The 20243-nt window shown below is 64.1% G+C and carries 19 protein-coding genes; 10 read left to right on the top strand and 9 right to left on the bottom strand.

Features of this window, described 5'->3' with window-relative positions; all coding sequences use genetic code 11:
* Positions 1 to 13: 13 nt before the first annotated feature.
* The 7 genes from GJ699_RS12910 to GJ699_RS12880 are packed head-to-tail and all read right to left on the bottom strand — an operon-like array spanning position 14 to position 8165.
* On the bottom strand, positions 14 to 790 hold the full coding sequence (locus GJ699_RS12910; RefSeq protein ID WP_154376784.1) for a spermine/spermidine synthase domain-containing protein: 777 nt from the start codon (positions 788 to 790) through the stop codon (positions 14 to 16).
* Between the two features lie 12 nt (positions 791 to 802).
* Entirely contained in the window at positions 803 to 2209 is a 1407-nt protein-coding gene (locus GJ699_RS12905) for a sensor histidine kinase (protein WP_154376782.1), read from the bottom strand.
* Positions 2209 to 3564: a sigma-54-dependent transcriptional regulator gene (locus GJ699_RS12900; protein ID WP_154376780.1), complete on the bottom strand. Its 1356-nt coding sequence runs from the start codon at positions 3562 to 3564 to the stop codon at positions 2209 to 2211. Before GJ699_RS12900 ends, GJ699_RS12905 begins: the two co-directional genes overlap by 1 nt.
* Before the next feature lie 25 nt (positions 3565 to 3589).
* A complete protein-coding gene (locus GJ699_RS12895; protein ID WP_154376778.1) occupies positions 3590 to 4825 on the bottom strand; it encodes an ABC transporter permease in 1236 nt (411 codons plus the stop codon).
* Between the two features lie 12 nt (positions 4826 to 4837).
* Positions 4838 to 6154 carry an ABC transporter permease gene (locus GJ699_RS12890; RefSeq protein WP_154376776.1) on the bottom strand — a complete coding sequence of 439 codons (1317 nt, stop codon included), beginning with the start codon at positions 6152 to 6154 and terminating at the stop codon, positions 4838 to 4840.
* A gap of 10 nt (positions 6155 to 6164) precedes the next feature.
* Positions 6165 to 6872: an ABC transporter ATP-binding protein gene (locus tag GJ699_RS12885; RefSeq protein WP_154376774.1), complete on the bottom strand. Its 708-nt coding sequence runs from the start codon at positions 6870 to 6872 to the stop codon at positions 6165 to 6167.
* 27 nt (positions 6873 to 6899) lie between these two features.
* Positions 6900 to 8165 (bottom strand): efflux RND transporter periplasmic adaptor subunit, encoded by a 1266-nt coding sequence (locus GJ699_RS12880; RefSeq protein WP_154376772.1) that lies wholly within the window; start codon positions 8163 to 8165, stop codon positions 6900 to 6902.
* 127 nt (positions 8166 to 8292) lie between these two features.
* Between GJ699_RS12880 and GJ699_RS12875 the strand changes: the two genes are divergently transcribed.
* From GJ699_RS12875 to GJ699_RS35145, 10 genes are all read left to right on the top strand, one after another.
* Positions 8293 to 9825 carry a MutS-related protein gene (locus tag GJ699_RS12875; RefSeq protein WP_229262089.1) on the top strand — a complete coding sequence of 511 codons (1533 nt, stop codon included), beginning with the start codon at positions 8293 to 8295 and terminating at the stop codon, positions 9823 to 9825.
* A gap of 305 nt (positions 9826 to 10130) precedes the next feature.
* On the top strand, positions 10131 to 10352 hold the full coding sequence (locus GJ699_RS12870; protein ID WP_154376769.1) for a hypothetical protein: 222 nt from the start codon (positions 10131 to 10133) through the stop codon (positions 10350 to 10352).
* 62 nt (positions 10353 to 10414) lie between these two features.
* Complete coding sequence (locus GJ699_RS12865; RefSeq protein WP_154376767.1) at positions 10415 to 10942, top strand: GbsR/MarR family transcriptional regulator; 528 nt, start codon at positions 10415 to 10417, stop codon at positions 10940 to 10942.
* Position 10943: 1 nt separating this feature from the next.
* The gene (locus GJ699_RS34570; protein ID WP_229262088.1) at positions 10944 to 11339 is read left to right on the top strand and encodes a thiol-disulfide oxidoreductase DCC family protein; all 396 of its coding nucleotides are present in this window, start codon (positions 10944 to 10946) and stop codon (positions 11337 to 11339) included.
* A 43-nt stretch (positions 11340 to 11382) separates the two neighbouring features.
* On the top strand, positions 11383 to 11829 hold the full coding sequence (locus tag GJ699_RS34565; protein WP_229262087.1) for a cell division protein: 447 nt from the start codon (positions 11383 to 11385) through the stop codon (positions 11827 to 11829).
* Entirely contained in the window at positions 11829 to 12449 is a 621-nt protein-coding gene (locus GJ699_RS12855; protein ID WP_154376766.1) for a DUF4166 domain-containing protein, read from the top strand. The genes GJ699_RS34565 and GJ699_RS12855 overlap by 1 nt, the downstream gene beginning before the upstream one ends.
* Complete coding sequence (locus tag GJ699_RS12850) at positions 12446 to 13888, top strand: TIGR01777 family oxidoreductase (protein WP_154376764.1); 1443 nt, start codon at positions 12446 to 12448, stop codon at positions 13886 to 13888. Before GJ699_RS12855 ends, GJ699_RS12850 begins: the two co-directional genes overlap by 4 nt.
* On the top strand, positions 13885 to 15192 hold the full coding sequence (locus GJ699_RS12845; RefSeq protein ID WP_154376762.1) for an SDR family oxidoreductase: 1308 nt from the start codon (positions 13885 to 13887) through the stop codon (positions 15190 to 15192). The genes GJ699_RS12850 and GJ699_RS12845 overlap by 4 nt, the downstream gene beginning before the upstream one ends.
* Positions 15189 to 15656, top strand: a complete 468-nt coding sequence (locus tag GJ699_RS12840) for a DUF2269 family protein (protein WP_371867563.1) — start codon at positions 15189 to 15191, stop codon at positions 15654 to 15656. The genes GJ699_RS12845 and GJ699_RS12840 overlap by 4 nt, the downstream gene beginning before the upstream one ends.
* Positions 15657 to 15732: 76 nt before the next feature.
* The gene (locus GJ699_RS35145) at positions 15733 to 17349 is read left to right on the top strand and encodes a methyl-accepting chemotaxis protein (RefSeq protein ID WP_154376758.1); all 1617 of its coding nucleotides are present in this window, start codon (positions 15733 to 15735) and stop codon (positions 17347 to 17349) included.
* Between the two features lie 3 nt (positions 17350 to 17352).
* Here GJ699_RS35145 and GJ699_RS12830 read toward each other — a convergent pair whose 3' ends face one another.
* Together GJ699_RS12830 and GJ699_RS12825 are read right to left on the bottom strand one after the other, a co-directional pair.
* Positions 17353 to 18093, bottom strand: a complete 741-nt coding sequence (locus GJ699_RS12830; RefSeq protein ID WP_154376756.1) for a carbon-nitrogen hydrolase family protein — start codon at positions 18091 to 18093, stop codon at positions 17353 to 17355.
* Positions 18093 to 19991, bottom strand: a complete 1899-nt coding sequence (locus tag GJ699_RS12825) for a phosphoethanolamine transferase (RefSeq protein WP_503826197.1) — start codon at positions 19989 to 19991, stop codon at positions 18093 to 18095. The genes GJ699_RS12830 and GJ699_RS12825 overlap by 1 nt, the downstream gene beginning before the upstream one ends.
* Between the last annotated feature and the right edge of the window lie 252 nt (positions 19992 to 20243).

The raw sequence follows: 20243 nt of genomic DNA, 5'->3' as shown, positions 1-20243 counted from the left end.
GATAGACGGAAAACTACTGCTGGTCCAGCATCCAGCCCTTCAAACCATTTACCCAGTTTTTGGCCGGTAGATTCAGGGTTTTCTTGAGGTGGGCGGCGCGCTCATACAGCACGCTGAAGTCCAGCGATGGCGATTCCTTGAAGGCGATGACGACGATGTTCGCGTCGTGTACTTCCGGCAGCCAGACCACGGCGTCGAACACCAGCTCCATGATCTGCAGGTTCTTGTCGTAGTTGGCGAAGTCGTCGCCGAATACGTTGGTGGTCATGATGCCGCCGTCGCGCAGCACGTCGGCGCAGCCCTGGTAGAACTCCTGGCTGCTCAGCACCGGCCCGCGCGCCTCCTCGTCGTACAGGTCCACCTGCAGGATGTCGACCGTGTTGCGGTTGGCTGGATCGAGCACGAAATCGAGCGCGTTCATTTCGCGTACCTGCAGCCGTTCGTCGTTGGGCGGCAGCGCGAACTGCGCTTCGCACATGGCGATTACGTTGGGATTGAGTTCGATCGCGGTGACGCGCGCCTGCGGCAGGCGGCGGTAGCAGAACTTGGTCAGCGCGGCGCTACCCAGGCCCAGTTGCACGATGTGGCGTGGCTGCTCGTTAAACAGCAACCACATCATCATCATCTGCACGTATTCGAGTTCGATGTTGTCTGGTTTGGCGACGCGCATCGCGCCCTGCACCCATGAGGTGCCGAGGTGCAGGCTGCGCACGCCCTGGAATTCGGTGATGGTGGCCGGTGGATGGCCGGGCTGGTCGAAACGGACGGCGTTGGCGGGAGACTTGGACATCCCGCTAGTTTATCAGGCCAACGGCAGGATGATGGTGACGGTCAGGCCGCCTCCTTCGCGATTGGCGAGGGTGATGCGGCCGCCGTGCGCCTCCGCGATCTCGCGCGCCAGCGCCAGACCGAGGCCGGTGCCACTGCGTTTGGTCGAATAGAACGGCACCAGCGCGTTGGTCAGCACGGCGTCGCTCATGCCGGGGCCGCGATCTTGCACGTCGATGCGCACGCCTTCGTGCAGGCGCCGCACTTCCAGGCTGACCTGGTCGGCGGGCGAGCCGGATTCGTGGGCGTTCTTCAGCAGGTTCAATAGCGCCTGTTCCAGTTGGGCCGGATCGAAGGCGCAGGCTTCGGCAGGGGCTTCGCCGCTTTGTGTGAAGATCACTTGCTCGCGCAACTGGTCGATGAAGGGCTGCCACTGCTGCGCTTCCAGGCGCGGTGCCGGCAGCTTGGCGAAGCGCGCGTAGCCGAGGATGAAGCTTTCGAGGTGGCGCGTGCGTTCTTCGATGGTGCCCAGGATTTGCGGCAGGCGTTCCGGCTGGCCGCGCCGTACCAGCTCGGCGCCGGAGTGGGCCAGCGAGGTTAGTGGCGCCAGTGAGTTATTCAGTTCGTGGCTAATGACGCGGATGACTTTTTTCCAGGTCTGGACTTCCTGCCGGCGCAGCTCCATGGTCAGTTGGCGCAGCAGCAGCAGTTCGTGTTTGCGGCCGTTCAGGTTGAAGCTGCGGCGGGCCAGGTGGTAGACCTCTTCCTCTTCATTGTCCTTGGTGGTGAACAGGCCATCGCCGCCGCGTGCCAGCGCTTCCAGCAGGGCGGGGGAGGCGTGCTGCAGGATGTCGTCCAGTTTGTGGCCTTCGAGGCGGCGGCCCTGGTGCAGCAGCTGGCGCGCGGCGATATTGGCGTAGACGATGGGGCCGGACTCGCGGACCAGCAGCATGGCCACCGGCGTGTTCTGGACCATGGTGTCCAGCAGCAGTTCGCGCTGCACCAGGTCGAGGCGCTGTTGGCGCAGCACGTCGCCGAGGGCGTTGTGGGCGGTCACCAGGTCGCTCAGTTCATCGTTCTGCGGCCAGTGCAGGCTGAACGAAAAGTCGCCGTCGCGGTAGCTGGTGACGGTGCCGGTGAGGGCGCGGAACAGCGACAGCATGCGTTCCAGTTCGGCGCGGATGGTGATGATGGAGATCGGCAGTACGCACAGCAGGCAGATGGCGACCACCAGCCCGGGATTGGCCGGCAGGTAGTGCAGCAGGGCCAGCGCGATCAGGATGCCGACCGTCAGCAGGGTGCCGATCAGCGCGGTCCAGCGGGTCAGCAATGACAGACGGAGGCCGGAGCGGCGCGCTGCGGTGGCGGTGCGGCGCGGCCGGTCGCCCGGTGGCGTGGGCTCGTCCGGCTGGCGCTCGGGCGCTGGTGGTTCGCGCTCCATTACGGGCGGACGATGCCCAGCCGCTCCATGCGGCGGTACAGCGCCTGGCGCGACAGGCCGAGTTCCGCCGCCGCCTGCGCCACCACGCCGCCGGCGCGGCTCAGCGCCAGGCTGATGGCGTCGCGGTCTGGCTCGCGCATGCCGTCTTCGGCGCCGTGGCCGATGCCGTTACTGGCCGTGGCAACCGGCAGACCGAGATCGGCCACTTTGATGACATCACCGCTGGCCAGCAGCGCGGCGCGCATCATCACATTCTTCAGCTCCCGCACATTGCCCGGCCACGCATGCGCCAGCAGCGCCGCCCGTGCATCCGCGTGCAGCTGCTTGTCCGGGCCGAGGAAGTGCATGGCCAGCGGCAGGATGTCCATTGGCCGCGCCGCCAGTGGCGGCAGCCGCAGTTCGATCACGTTCAGCCGATAGAACAGATCCTCGCGGAAGCTGCCGGCCTTGATCATCGCCTGCAGATCCGCATTGGTGGCGCTGACCACGCGCACCTTGACCTGGCGCTCGCGGTTGGAGCCGAGACGATCGAAGCGCCCGGTCTCCAGCACCCGCAACAGCTTCATTTGTCCGGCCAGTGGCAGATTGCCGATTTCGTCGAGGAATAGCGTGCCGCCATCGGCCGCTTCAAACTTGCCCTCGCGCGCCTTGGAGGCGCCAGTGTAGGCGCCGGCCTCCGCGCCAAACAGCTCGGCTTCGATCAACTCGGACGGGATGGCGCCGCAGTTCAACACCACGAACGGGCCGTTGCGCACCGAGGAATTGGCCTGGATGATTTCCGCGATCCGCTCCTTGCCGGTGCCGTTGGGGCCGGAGATCAGCACCGGCACGTCGGCGCGCGCCACCTGGCAGGCCAGATGGATCACGCGTTCGGTGGCAGGGTCCTGATACACCATGCCGCGCAGATCGTGGCCGCTTTCCAGCTCGCGGCGCTGGCGCAGTTCGGATTGCACCCGCTGCTGCAAGGCGCGCTTGGCCTGTCCCAGTTCGATCAGATTGTTGACGGTGGCGATCAGCTTGTGGTCGTCCCACGGCTTGGCCAGGTAATCGGCGGCGCCGGCCTTGATCAGGTCCACCGCCGCATCCAGATGCGTCCACGCCGTCAGCAGGATCACCGGCAGCTCCGGATGGCGCGCGCGGATGGCGCGGAACAGCGCCGTGCCTTCCTCGCCGGAGGTGGTGTCGGCCGTGAAGTTCATATCCTGGATCACCAGGTCCACGCTGTGCTGCTCCAGCAGCGCCAGGCCGGCCTCGGGCGAGGCCGCGCGCAGCGCTTCGATATCGTGCAGCGAGAACAGCACGTCCAGGGCCACGGCAACGGCGGCGTTATCGTCGATAATCAGTACGGTAGGCATGGCGCAAGCATAACATCCCCGCACCTTACGCGGTGCGGGTCGCGGTGGCTGGTGAGATGCTGGCCGCGCGCCAGGCCGGCCCATACACCGCGATCAAGCCCAGTGCCCACAACATGCCGGCGCCGGTCAGCAGATAGCCTACCGGCAGCCGCGCCATTTCCAGCTTGCTGACCAACAGCTGATTCAGGCCCAGCGCCAGCAGCACGCCGGCACCGACACCGGCGCTGGTGATCATGAAATTCTCGGTCAGGAAGTAACGCATGATATCGATCCTGCGCGCACCCAGCGCGCGCCGCACGCCAATCTGCTTGCGCCGTTGCGTCACCCACAGGCTGGCCATGCCGACGATGCCGCTGGCGGTAATCAGCAACAGCAGCACGCTGACCGTCACCAGCATCCACGCCAGCGCGTTGTCGGCGCGGTAGCGGATGTTGCGGTATTCGGTCATGGAGCGGGTCTTGATGATCAGTGCTTCCGGCGTGGCGGCGCGCAGCGCGGCTTCGGTTTCCTTCATCACGCGGTCCAGCTGTCCCGGCTCGGCACGCACCGTGTAGGTGTAGCCGGAGTCGCCGGTGAAGCGCAGCGGGACGATCATCGACTGCTCGCCACGGTCGCCCAGCTGTGCGCCTGGCGTCTGCAGTTTCTCCACCACGCCGACCACGCGCAGTTCGCGGGCCTCGGCGCCGGCGCCCACCAGCAGGGTCTTGCCAGCAAAGCTGGTGGCGCCCGGCCACAGCTTCTCGCCCAGCACGCGGGTGATGATGGTGACCGTGGGCTCCTCCTTGCTGACCGTCTGGTCCACCTCCGGCACTTCAGCCGGGAAGAAGTCGCGCCCCTCGGTCAGCTGCAGTCCCCAGGTTTTGACCAGCGAGTCGCCGGTGTAGAAGTTGGACGCGGTGGCGATGGCGTTGAGCTGCTTGCGGTCGGTGCTCAGGCCGCGGTAATTGCCGGAGCGGGTCAGCGGCAACTGGGTGGTTTCAGCCACCGACTGCACGCCGGCCACCGAACGGATGGTGGTCAGTTCAGCCTTCTGGCTGGCCAGGCTGGCCTCGTGCGGCAGGACCTTGATGTGCTGGACCCACAGGCCGAACACGTCCTGTTCGTTGGCGATGCCGCTGGGGCGCGCCATCACGGCCTGGCGCAGCTGCACGATATGCAGCGCGTTGGTCAGGATTGCCAGGCTCAGTGCGACCTGCACCGCGACCAGAATCGGGCCGGTTTTATTCCGCAGCAGCGCGGACAGGATGGGACGAATTTCCATGATGGTCCTCGCTTATTGGGATTTGAGTTGCAGGGCCGGCGTGACCTGGCAGGCGCGCCAGGTCGGCAGCAGGCCGGCCAGGATGGCGGACAACACCGCGATGGCGAAGGTCGACAGCAGCATCACCCAGTCCATGTGCGCCACTACCGTCAACTCCTTGGACTGCATGGCGATCAGCGCCAGCGCGCCGAACGCCAGCAGCAATCCCAGCACGCCGCCGACCAGGCCCACCACCGTGGTCTCGATCAGGAACTGGGCGAAGATCTCGCGCCGCGACGCGCCCAGCGCGCGGCGGATGCCGACCTCGGAGGCGCGCACCGAGAACTTGGCCAGCAGCAGGCCGATGGTGTTCACCAGGCACAGAATCAGGAAGCCGAACGCCAGCCAGGCCGACAGCTTGTTGTCGTTGTCGACCACCTTCAGCTTGTCCAGCCATTCGCGCACGTCATACAGCTTGTTGGGCGAATTGCGCAGCAGGCGTCCCAGCTTGCGCTGTTCGGCGGCGTAGCTATCCAGGTAGCTTTGCAGATCCTGGCGGTCGGACGGCTTGGCCATCTCGAACCAGAACTGCAGCCAGGTGCATTCCGAATCGAGGAAGCCCTGGAAGCCGGGTTCGATATTGCTGGTGCAGCCGGTGCTGCCGTCGCGGTCGAACTGGTGACGGTTGGCGGTGAAGAGCGGCACGAAGACTTCATCTTCCTCGCTGAAAGCGCCGTTGCGGGCACCGATGATGCGGTGGAAGCGCGGCACCACCTTCCAGGTGTCCAGCACGCCCACGATCTGGAACTGGGAGCCGTTCAGCGTGATGCGGCGGCCGACCGGGTCGGCGTCGCCAAACAGTTTTTCCGACAGCGCGCGGTTGATCACCACCACGTCGGCGGCCGATTTGTCCTCGGCCGGGCTCCAGCCCTGGCCGTGCAGGAAGGGCGCGTCGAACATATTGAAGTAGTCGCTGGTGGCGGCCAGGCCGTGCACCGTGAACATATTGATGTCCTTGCGATCCGACTCCAGCGGCAGGCTGAGACCAAACAGCGCGGTGCGGCGCTCGCCGGCTTTGCCGTTGAGGAAGTTGACCGCGTCGCGATAGCTCATTTGCAGGTCGTTCGGGTCGTCGCCCGGCTTGTAGCCTTGCAGCGGGCCGTTGTCGAACTGCGGCACGAACAGGCGCGCGCTCTTGTCCGGGATTGGATCGCCGGAGGCGATGTGCAGGATGGTCAGGGTGGCGATGCTGGCCGCCACGCCGATCGCCAGCGTCAGCACCATCAACGCGGTCAGCGCCGGGTTGCGGCGCAGGCTGCGCAGGCCCAGCAGGAAGTAGTACGAGAACATGCGGCGCTCCTTATGCCACGTGGCCGACGCTGCTCAGCGACGGCGTCTTGCGCACCAGGTCCGAGACCTGGCCGTCGATGATGTGGACATTGCGCTGGGTGCGCACCGCCAGTTCCGGATCGTGGGTCACCATCAGGATGGTGGTGCCGGCGGCGTTGATTTCCTCCAGCAGTTCCATCACGCCGCGCGCCATTTGGGTGTCCAGATTACCGGTCGGCTCGTCGGCCAGCAGCAGCTTGGGCGAGCCGGCCAGCGCGCGCGCGATCGCCACCCGCTGCTGCTGGCCGCCGGACAGTTCGGCCGGATAGTGCTTCATGCGCGAGGCCAGGCCGACCTTGGCCAGCGCGTCCTCGATGCGCTCCTTGCGTTCGGCGGCGTTGAAGCCGCGATAGCGCAGCGGCACGTCGACGTTATCGAACAGCGACAGGTCGGGAATCAGGTTGAAGCCCTGGAAGATGAAGCCCAGCTTTTCATTGCGCAGGCGCGAGCGGGCATTGTCGTCCATGCCTTTGACGTTGATGCCGTCCAGGATGTATTCGCCATCGGTGAATTCCTCCAGCAGGCCGGCGATGTTGAGGAAGCTGGTTTTGCCGGAGCCGGATGGCCCGGTGACGGTGACGAACTCGCCCTGCTTGACGTCGATTTCGAAGCCGCGCAGCGCGTGGGTTTCGATCATGTGGGTACGATACACTTTGCTCAGGTTTTTCATGCGCAGCATGGTGGGCCTCATCCTCGTGAAGTAACGTTATTGGTTGATCGAGACGCGGGCGGCGTTCTCAAAGGTTTCGGTGCCGGCGATGACGATCTTGTCGCCTTGTTTCAGGCCGCCGAGGATCTCCACGGCGGAGACGCTGGTGGCGCCCAGCTTGATCGGGGTGCGGATGGCGAGGCCGTCGCGCACCACGTAGGCATAGCGGCCGCCTTCCGATTCAACGAATGGGCCGCGCTGTACCAGCAGCACGTCCGGCTTCTCGTCGATCAGCAGGCGCGCGGTGACGCGCTGGTTCTGGCGCAGGCCAGCCGGCTGCTGGCTGAAACGCACCCGCGCCAGCACCTGGTTCTTCACCACTTCCGGCGGCAGCGCGGACAGCTTGCCGTTGGTGGTGCCGGTGCCGTAGTTGATTTCAGCGTTCATGCCGATGCCAAGATCGGACACATAAGTCTCCGGCACTTCCAGCTCGACTTCGAGGCGTGACAGATCAACGAGGGTCATCAGCGGCGTGTTGGCCGGCACCACGCTGCGGTTGGTGACCGACAGCGTGCCGATGAAGCCATCGACCGGCGCGCGCACCGTCAGCTCGTCGACGCGGCGCTGGGCGTTGGACAGGGTGCTGCGCTGCTGGTCCAGCTGCTTGATCTTGGATTCGAGTTCCAGCGCCACATTGTCGTTCTCCAGCACCGCCGCTTCCTTGGCGTGGTGGGCGCGGATGACGGCGGAATTCACCGCGTCCTTGGCCTTCTGGTATTCGATCTTGGCCACCGCGCCTTCGTTGGCGACGGCGTCGTAGCGCTGCAGCGTGCGTTCGGCGGAGACGCGCTCGATTTCGGAGGTGTCGGCGTCGCGCTCGGCCAGCAGTTTCTGCTTGCGGGCTAGGATGCGCTGGCGCGCCACGTCGGCCTCGGTCTGCGCGTAGGCGGCTTGCTCGCGTTTGAGCGCGTCGGACAGGTCGGGCGATTCCAGCACCGCCAGCACGTCGCCTTTCTTGACGGTGTCGCCGGCGTTGACCTTGAGCGTGACGGTGGCCAGCGATGGCGCGTACAGCGTCGGGCTGACGGCGGCCACGATGCGGCCATTGACGGCGGCGTCGCGGATCAAGGTGCCGCGTCCCACTTCGGCGATGCGCAGGCGCGCCATGTTGACCGAGTGGTCGCTGCCGCGCCAGGTGTGGAACAGGTACCAGCCGGTGGCCAGCAGCGCCACGGCGGCCGCGCCAATGATCAGGCGGCGCCTGGTCTGCTGACCTTTAGGCGGGGCGATGACGGCGTCTTGAGAGGAGGTATCGCGTATCATGGTGAGTCGGTTGTGGATGAACGGACAACGTTTATGCTAAAACTGTGCCAGCAGCTAAGTGTTTGATTTGTATGGGAGTGCATGCGCGTGTCCGCTGTCCGCGAGCGTCCGGCCTGTCCGCCCGGGCTTGAAAAAGAGACAAGTGGCGGCACATGGCCGGGTATCGCCACCTCCCTTGCCCGCCATGACCGATTACCCGTTCGTACCCAGCGATGTCGCCTTCTACCACCGTCTCGCGCCTGGCGCGGACTGTCTGGTGGACGATCACACCTGGGATGACCTGCTGCTACCGGCCTACAGCGCCGAACTGGCGCGCGAGACCAGCATCTTTGGACAGCAGGAGCTGCATCGGCGTTTGCGGGTGGAGCAGGGCGCATCCGGCGAGCGTGTACGCGCGCTGCTGGCGGACGAGGGATTGCGCGCCCAGACGCAGACGGCTTGCAAGGACTTGCGTGACGCCGACCGCGAGATCAGCGAGACGCTGTTCGGTCCCTCGCTGCCGGCGTTGCCGCGCTGGTTGCCGGTGCTGCGCTGGTTGCCGCTGGCGTTTGTGGCGTCCCTTGTGGCCGCGCTGGCCGTTGGCTGGCTGCTGTTGTGGGGCGCGGCGGTGGTGCTGGCGCTGGTGATGTGCGCGATCCAGGTGCGTCATTATGAGGAGGTGCAGGAGTGGGCGCGCATCCTCAATTCCACGCAGCTGATGCTGCGCGTGCATACGCTGCTGGGCCGTGTGGCGACCTTCGAAGACGATGCCGCGCAAGCGGGCAAACTGAATCGGCGCATGAGCCGTTCGCTGTTTGCGGACATGCCGGGCGTGGGCGATTACGGCGACTGGTTCTTCCTGCAGAACGTGCGGCACTACTTCAAGAGCCGCGAAGTGGTGCGCACCAATATTGACTTCCTGCGCGCCAGCTTCGAGCGCGTGGCGGCGCTGGACGCGGATCTGGCGCTGGCGCGGCATTTGTTGGTGGCGCCGGTGCACTGCTGGGCCGAGCGTGGCGAGGAGGTGGCGCTGGAGGCGGTGGTGCATCCGCTGCTGGCCGGCGCCGCGCCGCTGAATTTCGGCATGGGCGATCGGAGCGTGTTCATCTCGGGCCAGAACGGCGTCGGCAAGAGCACCTTGCTGCGCACGGTGGGACTGAATCTGATCACGGCGCGGGCGTTCGGCTTCTGTTACGCGACGCGCGCGGTGACGCCGCTGCTGCCGGTGTATTCGAGCATGCAGAACGAAGATGCGTTGACGTCCGGCGAAAGCTTCTACATGGCCGAGCTGCGGCGCGGGCAGGAGTTGCTGACGCTGGCGGCGCAGCGTCCGGCGCTGTTCATCATCGACGAAATTTTCCGGGGCACGAATTATCTGGAATCGGTGTCCGCAGCGGCGGCGGTGCTGCACACGCTGGCGCAGCAGGGGCGGGTGATGGTGGCTTCGCACCATCTGGTGTTGGCGTCGCTGCTGTCCGACTGCATGGACGCCTGGTGCGTGCGCCGCAGCGACGGCCGCTGGCAACTGACGCCCGGCGTGCTGGGAGACACCAACGGCATCGCCCTGCTATCCGAACGCGGCTTCGCGCCCGCCATCACCAGCAAAGCCAACCGCATCCACACCTGGCTAAGCGACTACATGGCCCACCCCGACGCTGATCTGCCTCAATTAACCTCCTGACCCGCTCACTACACTGCAAGTTCCGAATCAGTTTTGGAACTTATGATGCCGAGCGATGTCCAATTAACCTGGTTGTTGACTGGCGGACTAGCACCTTGAAATGGGCATGGTTCTGATGGGAGTCGGATGTATCGCATGTGCAGTCGCTTGCGGCATGCAATTACTTGCGGCTATGAATGAACAAGGGACAAGCCAGGATTGGCAGCCCTCACCTTTGTTTCAGTCGGTCGCGCTTCTCCTGGTAGCGTTCAGCCTTGTATTGGGATATTTTTCGCAAACTTCGCCATGATGATGGGGTATTGGAAATGAAGACTGATACGGAAAATGTGAAAGCTAAAGCAGGATGGTTGCGTCGGGATGTGGAGAAACTCAGGGGCTCCTTGCTGTTCACTAAATTCTCATTAGCGTTTTCAGTCGGGACTCTGATGGGCATTCTGCTTGGTGGTGGGTTGTCGCTGCCGGTAGGCGTGGCTTTCGCTGGCGCGGTGTTGGCCGCCGTGGCGGTTGGGTTTATTTTGCGTAAATAAAGATTTGACTTGTGCGGCAGTGAGTTCTATTATTTCTGTAACGACAGAAATACGAGAATGCCATGGAACTGACGCCGACGATACAAAAGTACATCCTGCACTGGGGCGAGATGGGCACCCGCTGGGGCGTCAACCGCACGGTGGCGCAGATTCATGCGCTGCTGTTCCTGTCCAACCAGCCGTTGAACGCCGAGCAGATCGCGGAGACGCTGACGGTGGCGCGCTCCAATGTCAGCAACAGCCTGAAGGAGCTGCAGAGCTGGGGTCTGGTGCGCATCACCCACATGGCCGGCGACCGTCGCGACCATTTCGTGGCGCTGCAGGATGTTTGGGAAATCTTCCGCGTCATCGTCGAGGAGCGCAAGCGGCGCGAGATCGATCCTACCCTGAGCGTGCTGCGCGAATGCGCGATCGAGGCGGAGCAGGATCCTCAGCTGGAAGCGGCCACCAAAGCCAAGATGGACAACGTGCTGGCCTTCCTCGAAATGCTGTCCGTGACCTACGACGATTACAAGCACCTGCCACCCGCCACCATGCAGCGCTTCCTCAAAATGGGCGGCAAGGTGGCGCGTCTGCTAGGGAGCGACTGACATGGGCAATATCGCACTGACGCTGTACTACGACGGCAGTTGCAGTATCTGCCGCGCGCAAGTTGACCGGCTGCGCGGCTGGGACAAGACCGCGCGCCTGGCATTCATCGACATCGCCGCGCCCGAGTTCTCGCCGCAATCACTGGGTGTCGGCATGGCGGCGCTGAATGCCGAGATCCACGGTGTTGACGCCGCCGGCAAGCTGCTGGTGGGGCTGGATGTGCTGATCGCCGCCTACACGGCGGTGGGACGCGGCTGGCGCGTCGCGCCGTTGCGCGTGCGCGCGCTGCGGCCCGTCTATGCCGCCTTGTACCGCAGCCTGGCGCGCAACCGCTACCGCTTGTCAGCCTTGCTGAATCGCCGCCCGGCCTGCGCCGATGGTGTCTGCCGCCGCTAAAATTTCAATCAATTATTTCTGTTTTTACAGAAAAGACGAAATCATGAGCACAAGAACGTTGCTGGTTCGTTGGATGTATCTGGTGGCGGCCGCCCATCTGCTGGCCGGCGTGCTGTTGCCACTGTGCGCGGATGCGGAGATTACGGACGGCTATCGTCGCGGCATCGAAGCGTTCTTCTTTGACGGCGCGGCGCCGGCGGCGGGCAGGGCGTTGCAGGTGTGGTGGCTGTCTCTGTTCGGCCCCACCGTGCAGGCGGCGGCGATCTGGATGGCGGGGCTGGTGGTCATTGGTGACAAGCAGCGCAACGCCTATGCCTGGGTCATGCTGATCCTCGGCCTGCTGGTGTGGGCGCCGCAGGACATGCTGATTTCCGCCCGCGCCGAGTGCTGGACCAATCTGTGGCTGGACGCAGTCGCCATGATGGTGATGCTGCCGCCGCTGCTGTGGCTTTGCAAACTGGATCTGGCATGTAAAAGAAAGGCTGTGTGATGTTGATTCCATCGGAAGGTGAGTTGTTCAAGAAGATATTGGGCGCGCGCTGGCGTGAGCTGCATCCGGATATCCAGGCGCGCTTCGATAAGAATCCCTTGCCCGGCAAGCCGCTGTTCTACACGGGCAGCCTGTCCGAGCTGCGTTGCTCGCGCCTCGGCAAGCTGCTGGGCTATCTCAGCATGCCCTTCATCAAAGGCGCGCTGATGCCGTATGACGATGCCGATTTTCCGGTCGATATTCAGGTCTACTCGAAGCACAACTGCGCGTCGATCTTCAAGCAGCGCCTGTATCGCCTGAATGCCCGCAAACCGGTGATGTTCACTTCCTACATGGCCGAATCGGCGCGCGGCGAGGTGTTGGAGTACGTCGGCATGGGCCTCGGCATGAAGCTGCTGCTGGATGTCCGCGACGGCAATCTGCACTTCGAAAGCGATGGCTATTTCTGGGACATCCTCGGCGTGCGGATTCCGCTGCCGGATCTGCTCACGCCGGGCAAGACCTTTCTCTGCCATCGCAACAACAGCAGCAATCAGTTCGACATCCGCATTGAAATCCGCCATGCGCTGTTTGGCACCACGTTCACACAGGCCGGCGTCTTTAAAGAGGTCGCAGCATGAACACGCATTTGCTGGCGATGCAGTTGATGGCCGCGCAAGGCTGTCTCGGTGCTTTCGACACGTTGTATCACCACGAGTTGACCGAGGCTTTGCCCAGCCGTCCGACGGCGCGGCGCGAGTTGGCGATACACGCGGTGCGGGCGACGATCTACAGCGCGCTGTTTATCGGCCTGGCCGGCTGGTCGTTCCAGGGGGGGTGGGCGTTGCTGCTGTTGCTGGTTTTCGGCGTGGAGATTGTGTTGACGCTGTGGGACTTTGTGGTCGAGGACCGTACCCGCCTGCTGCCGGCCACCGAGCGTGTGACGCATACGGTGCTGGCGATGAACGGCGGCGCCTTCATCGCGCTGCTGGCCATTGGCACGCCGGAGCTGATGGCGTTGCCGACTGCACTGGTGTGGCAGCCGCAGGGCGACTTGAGCGTATTCCTTGCGCTGTGCGGCATCGGCGTAGGCATGTCCGGCCTGCGCGATGCTTACGCGGCACGCGCCATCGCTCCGCAAGCCGCGCCGGCGCTGCATTTTGGCGATGGCGAGCAAAGCTTCCTGCTGACGGGGGCGACGGGCTTCATCGGCCAGCGTTTGGTGCGGGCGTTGCTGCGCGATGGTCATCGCGTTACGGTGTTGACGCGCAGTCCGCGTCAGACGGCCTGGATGTTTGATGGTCGCGTGGAGTGCGTGGCCGATATGGAGGAGTTACCGCTGTCGCGACGCTTCGATGTGGTCATCAATCTCGCCGGCGCGCGCATTTTGGGCTGGCGCTGGACGGCGGCACGGCGCGCGGTCTTGCGCCGCAGCCGCGTGGAGCTGACGCGCAAGCTGGTGGCGTGGATCGCGGCCGCCCAGCATAAGCCTAAGCTGATGCTGTCAGCGTCTGCCATCGGCTACTACGGCGTGCAGGCGCGCGGTGATGCGGCTGAATTGAGCGAGCAGGCCAGCCCGCAGCCGGTGTTCATGTCCGATCTGTGCCGCGAGTGGGAGCAGGCGGCGCAAGGGGCGGAGGCGTATGGCGTGCAGGTGGCGCGCATGCGCTTCGGGCTGGTGCTGGGCACGCAGGGCGCGCTGCCGATGATGCTGTTGCCGGTGAAGCTGGGCCTCGGTGGTCCGTTGGGCTGCGGCACGCAGTGGCTGTCGTGGATACATGTGGATGATGTCATTGGCGCGATGGCCTGGTTGTGCCGGAAGGGCGGCAGTGTTGGTGGGGCGTATAACTTCACCGCGCCGCAAACGCTGACGCAGGGCGAATTCAATCGCGTCGCCGCGAGCGTGTTGCGTCGTCCTTATGGCATGCCGACACCGGGTTGGCCGATGCGGCTGCTGTTGGGCGAGCAGGCCGACCTGCTGCTGGAAGGTCAGCGCGTGGTGCCGGCGCGGCTGACGGCGGACGGTTATGCCTTCCTCTACCCTCGACTGGATGCTGCGCTGCGCAGCCTGCGCGTATGAAGATCCTGATTACTGGTGCCACTGGCCTGATCGGCAGCCGCGCGCTGCATGCTTTGCGCGCGGCCGGCCATGTGGTGATCGGCATGAGTCGCCGTCGCCCAGATGGCGAATCGGATTGGCTGGTTGCGGATTTTGGCGGTCTGACCCGCGAGCAGGATTGGTTGCCGTTGCTGGCGGACGTCGATGCGGTGGTCAACTGTGTTGGCATTATTCGCGAGCAGCGTGCCGGGGATTTCGATCGTCTGCATCGTGCCGCGCCGGTGGCCTTGTTCGCGGCGTGTGAGCGCTTGGGCATGCGCGTGGTGCAGCTGTCCGCGCTGGGCAGTCATCCGGATGCGGAGACTGGCTATTGGCGCAGCAAGGGTGCGGCGGATGCCGATCTGCTTGCGCGTGACCTGCGGGCCACAGTGATCCGGCCGTCGCTGGTGTATGGCGACGAGGGGGCGAGCAGCGTGATGTTTCGCTCACTGGCCACGCTGCCGCTGTTGCTGCTGCCGATGGCGTATGAGGCATTGGTGCAGCCGATCCACGTTGACGACCTGGCCGCGATCATCGTCCGGCTGCTCGATATGCGCGAGGCGCCACGCGAGCTGGCGGCGGTCGGGCCGCGCGCGATGAGCATGGCGGCGTATCTGGCCGAACTGCGCGCTGGCATGCGAGCCGCGCCGGCGCTTGTCATACAGTTGCCGATGCCAGTGGCACGCCTCGTCGCCCGCGTGGCCGCATGCGCTCCCTCCAGCGCGCTGACGCCGGAATCGCTGCGGATGCTGGAGTTGAGTGCCCGCAGCAGTCCGTCCGCGCGCGCCGGAGCCATCGCCATCGCGGATGATGGCATTACCGCCGATGCGGGGCCGGGGCCGGGGCCGGTGGCGGCGCTGCTAGGCCGTTCGCTGCGCGACCCCGCGCGCTTCGCGCAGCCGGCGCAGCACATCGCGGCGGTGTGGAGCTGGGCCGCTCCCCTCATCACGCTGGCGATGGTTGCGCTGTGGCTTTGGACCGCTTTCGTGTCCTGGTTCGCCTGGCCGCATGCCGAAAGCCGCGCATGGCTGAACGCCTGCGGCGTGCCGCCCGCCATGCAGGAAGCCACGCTGCTGGCCGCCAGCCTCACCGACGCGGCGATCGGTCTGCTGCTGTTACTGCGTCCGCGCCGCTGGCTGTGGGCGTTGCAGCTGGCGCTGGCCGGCGGCTACACGCTGGCGATGAGCGTCTGCCTGCCCGACTTCTGGCTGCACCCCTTCGGCCCCCTGAGTAAAAATCTACCCTTGTTGGCGTTAATGTTACTGATGTGGAGAGCGAGTAAATAATGGACTACCTGGCGATCAAATGGCTGCACATCCTGTCCGCCACGCTGATGTTCGGCACCGGCTTCGGCACGGCTTTCTATATGTTCTTCACCAATCGCACCCGCAACGTGGCCGCGATTGCCGAAGTCACGCGGCTGGTGGCGCGCGCGGACTGGTGGTTCACCACGCCCTCGGTCATCATCCAGCCGCTGTCGGGTTTATGGATGATCCACCTGGCCGGCTTCCCGCTGAGTTCCAACTGGATCGTCTGGTCGATCGCGCTGTATGCGCTGGCCGGCGCCTGCTGGCTGCCGGTGGTGTGGCTGCAATTGCGTATGCGCGACATGGCGATCGGCGCCGCCCGTAACGGCGAGCCGCTGCCATCACGCTATTGGCGCTACGAAAAGATCTGGACCGCGCTGGGCTGCCCCGCTTTCGCAGCGTTGCTGGTTGTCTACTGGCTGATGGTACACAAGCCCGCATAAAGTTATTTTTGAGCTCACAAAACTTCGAAATTTGGTATAGTGTTTCTGTTCAGAAATACCAAAATTTGGAGGCAGGATGAATAAAATTACGGTGCGGGCAAGCCTGCTGAGTGTGCTTGTGTTGTTTACGGCAATGTTGCTCGCAGGTGCAGGTTTGGGCATTTACGCCTTGCAGCAATCCAATCAATCGATCTCGCACGTGCATCGGATCGCGCGCCAGATCATCACCATCAATGACGCTTACAAAGACACCACCCGGACCCGTTCCGCGCTGGTGCGGGTCTACACGGTGCTGATGGAAAGCGAGAAGACCGAAGAAAACAAAAAGGTGCGCGAATCCGCGCTGGCCACGTCGCAAAAATCCTACCAGCGCACGCTGGATTTCCTCGATAAATTCGACAAGATGCCGACCTATCCCGGCGAGGATGAACAGCTGAAGAAGGATCTGATCGACGCCGGCCGCAAACTGTCGGCGGTGCTGGACCGCGCTTCGTCGGCGCTGCAGCAGGGTGACTCGGTGGCCTATTCCGCCATCAACGTCAAGGAACTGACGCCGACCGGCGCCGCGTTCTCGACGCTGCTGGAAAAATTCCAGAAGCTGGGCGATGAGCAGATGAATGAGCTGACCGAGAAGCGCGCCAGCGAATATAGCCTGGTGATGTGGCTGGTGGCGCTTGGCCTGCTGCTGGCGCTGGGCGTGGTGTTCGCGACCCACCTGATGTTGCGCGCCACGGTACTGCGCCCGCTCGAAAGCGCGGTCGATCAGTTGAACCGTGTGGCCAGCGGCGACCTGACGGTGCCGGTCCATGCCGATGGCGATAACGAAATTCAGCGTCTGCTGAAAGCAATCCAGCGCATGCAGGGCGATCTGCTGTCGACCGTGCGCCGGGTGCGCCAGGGCGCGGACATCATCAACACCGGTTCGCAGGAACTGGCGGCGGGGAATATGGAGCTGTCGTCGCGCACCGAGACCCAAGCCAGCTCGCTGGAAGAAACCGCCGCCTCGATCGAGGAGCTGACCAGCACCGTCAAGCAGAACTCGGACAACGCGCAGCATGCGCGCTCGCTGGTGGAGGGCGCGTCGTCGACGGCGGCGCAGGGCGGCGAGGTGATGACGCAGGTGGTGTCGACCATGAACGACATCAACGAGGCGTCGCGCAAGATTGTGGATATCACCGGCGTGATCGACGGCATCGCGTTCCAGACCAATATCCTGGCGCTGAACGCGGCGGTGGAAGCGGCGCGCGCCGGGGAGCAGGGCCGTGGTTTCGCGGTGGTGGCGACCGAGGTGCGCAATCTGGCGCAGCGCTCGGCGTCGGCGGCCAAGGAAATCAAGGTGCTGATCGATGATTCGGTGCAGAAGATCCAGCTGGGCACCAATCTGGTCGAGCAGGCTGGGAACACCATGACCACGCTGGTCGGCAATGTGCATCAGGTGACGCAGATTGTGGGCGAGATCGCGGTCGCCAGCCGTGAGCAGAGCGAGGGTATCGATCAAGTCAACCAGGCGGTGGCGCAGATGGACCAGGTGACGCAGCAGAATGCGGCGCTGGTGGAAGAAGCTGCGGCGGCCACGCAGTCGCTGCAGGATCAGGCGTCTGAGCTGCAGCAGACCGTCAGCATCTTCAAGATAGGTGATGCGGATGGCGCGGTCAGTGGCGGCCGCGTTGCCGGCCGCCTGGCACTGCGCTGATCTTTAGAGTGCCACCACGCGGCCTTGCCAGCCGCCGTTTTCTTCCGCGATGACGAGATAATCGCCTGGACCGGGCGCGCGCGCCAGCAGCTCGCCGCCCGGCGCCCAGAACGCGCTCTTGCCGGCGCAGGCGTAACCGCCGGACGGCGCGGCGTGATTGGCCATCAGCACGCCCATATTGTGCGTTTCCGCATGGCCGCGCAGCAGCGCTTCATCTGCCGCATAACCTCCCTCCGAAATCAGCACCCCGGCCACGTACAACGAGGCTCCGGCCTGCGCCGCTGCCTGCGCGTGTGCCGCATGGGTGGTGTCGGCGCAGATGGCTTCCACATAATGCTGACCATGCAGCAGATGTGCGGTGGCGCCCTTGTCGCCGGCTTGCACGTACACCTCTTCGCCGGCATGCAGGTACTGCTTGCGATACACGGTGGTGCTGCCATCCGGCCGCAGCGTGATGGTGGCGATGCCCGGTTTGTCCGCGCCGGCCTCGATCAACGGCGCACCCACGATCACCGTCATGCCATCCGCCGCCTCGCGCAAGGCGGCCAGGCGTGTGTCGTGCGGCGACAGCGCGCACTGGCCCAGCAGCGGCAGTTCATAACCACACAGCGACAGCTCGGGGAACAGCAGCAGCTGCACGCCCTCGGCGCGCGCCGCCGTGATAAAACGCAGATGGATGACGAGATTGGCGGCGATGTCGCCCGCCACCGATGGTGCTTGTGCCGCCGCGATGCGGATGCCCATTACTTCTCCTGTTTGAGTGGTTTGCCCTTGTCGATCACCTCGCGGCAATCGCCCTTGAAGCTGGCGTTGTCGTAGTTGGACCAGCCGTAGCTGTCAACGTAACGCTTGTGCTGCTTGAACTGCTTGTTGAGGAAGCTCCATTCCAGCTTTTGATCGTCGTACTGAATGTCGCCCAGGTCCAGCAGCGTGTGGAACATGTTCTCGGTCGCCAGCCGCGCCTTGCGGTGACGCAGCAGCTGCCGCACTTTCTCCGGATAGCGGTCCTTGTATTCATCCGAGTACCAGACCATGGCCGGCACGTGGAATTCAAACTGTGTGTTATGACCGTGGAAGGCCAGGTTGCAGCTGCCGTCATACAAGGTCTGGCCGTGGTCGGCCACGTAGACCATGGAGGTCAGCTGCTGCGCATCCTTCAATTGGTGGATTACCTGCGAGAGGAACCAGTCTGTATACAGGATGGAGTTGTCGTAGCTGTTGTTCAGCTGCGGCTTGATTTTCAGGTCGGTGTAGACCGGTTTGTCGATGCCGAACAGCGATGGCTGCCACTTGTCGTATTCCTTCGGATAGCGCTGGCTGTAGTTCCAGTGGTTGCCCAGCGTGTGCAGCACGATCAGTTTTTTGGGTGATGGATCGGCCATCGCATGCTGCAGCGGCTCCAGCAGGATCTGGTCGAAATTGGAGTTGTTGGTGAAGCCGCCCAGGTTCATGAACTGGATCACGTCGGCCTCCTTGGCGAACACCGAGACCGGCGTGTCGAACTGGCCGAACGAGATCTGGTTGGACAGCCAGAAGGTCTTGAAGCCGGCTTCCTTGTACGCGGTCAGGAACGACTTTTCATAGAAGCCGTCCTTCAGGCTTTGCATGGCCGGCTTGCGTGAGATGATGACCGGCACCGACAAGCGTGTCGCCGACACCGAGGTGATCACGTCCGGCAGCGTCACCAGGTTGGCCTCCTGCTTCAGCAGCGGCGAGGTGTCGCGGCTGTAGCCGTTGATGCCCCAGCGGTCATAGCGCGACGATTCGCCAATCACCAGGATGACGATTTCCGGCGTGTCGTTCTTTTCCGGCTGATGCGCGTTGAAGGTGAAACTGCGGCTGCGCTGGCCCAGCTCGGCCAGGTAAGCGCGCTCTTTATAGAAATCGATGCCGCGCGCGGTCAGGCCGAATGGCCACGACGAGGCGAAATCGCTGAAACCCAGTGGCGAGCGCAGTCGCCATGGCAGCGCCGCCCAATGCCAGCCAGTGCGGTTGGCGCCGGCGATGGCGGCGTGTTCCGGGTCTTTGTCCTCCACCGCGTCTTCTTCCTCCGAGGCTTCCTCCTCGCTGGCCGAGGTGCTATCGGCCGAAGTGACGCCGACATAGCGCAACGCCGAGCTCAGCGCTGAGCCGATGGCCGAGCCGGCGGATGCGGCCGGGGCGGCGGGCGCTGCCTTGCTGGCGCTGGCATGGACGGCTGGTGTCGGCGGCTTGGCGCGCACGCCGAATTCCCAACCATAGGCCCACACTGCGGCCAGCAGCGCCAGGATGGCCAGCGCCACCCAGCGGCTCTTGCCGCGCCAGGCCAGCATCGGGCTACGCCGCGCCGCGATCTGCACCGCGATCCACCAGGCGATCACCCCCAGCAGCACGGCCGCCATCAGCCAGACTTTGCGGCCGAGGAATTCCATCGCTTCCTTGGGACTGGTTTCGGCAATGATGCCCAGGTGGTGGGTGGAAATGCCCTGGCCGTAGTAAATGAACAGATAGATTTCGGTCGGCAGCGCCAGGAAGGCGGGAATCAGCAGCCAGTGGAACCAGGCCGGCCGCTGCAGCACGCCCCAGACCGCCAGCCAGGCCAGCAGTTCCACCACCAGCACGTGCGTCAGCTCCGGTACTTGCTTTCCAAGCAACAAGGGCACGCAGGGCACCAGCGATAGCAGTAGATAACTGGCAAGGACAAACAGCGGGGCGGGGCGCAGCAGGGATCGCATTCGGCAGGTGGCGGGAACGATGATATTGTTTGCTATTATCAAGTGTTTCAGCGCCTTTCAGCTAGTGTTTGCTTGCCTTCCGCAAGCCTTTCCGACCGCGAAATAGATTGACCAGGTTGCCGTTTACCTCTATACTCGCGAGTTCTCAATTTATTCTGCACATCGTATACGTTGAATCTG

It is taken from the genome of Duganella guangzhouensis (assembly GCF_009674535.1).
GTDB lineage: Bacteria > Pseudomonadota > Gammaproteobacteria > Burkholderiales > Burkholderiaceae_D > Rugamonas > Rugamonas guangzhouensis.
This window is presented reverse-complemented; position numbering and strand designations above follow the sequence as displayed.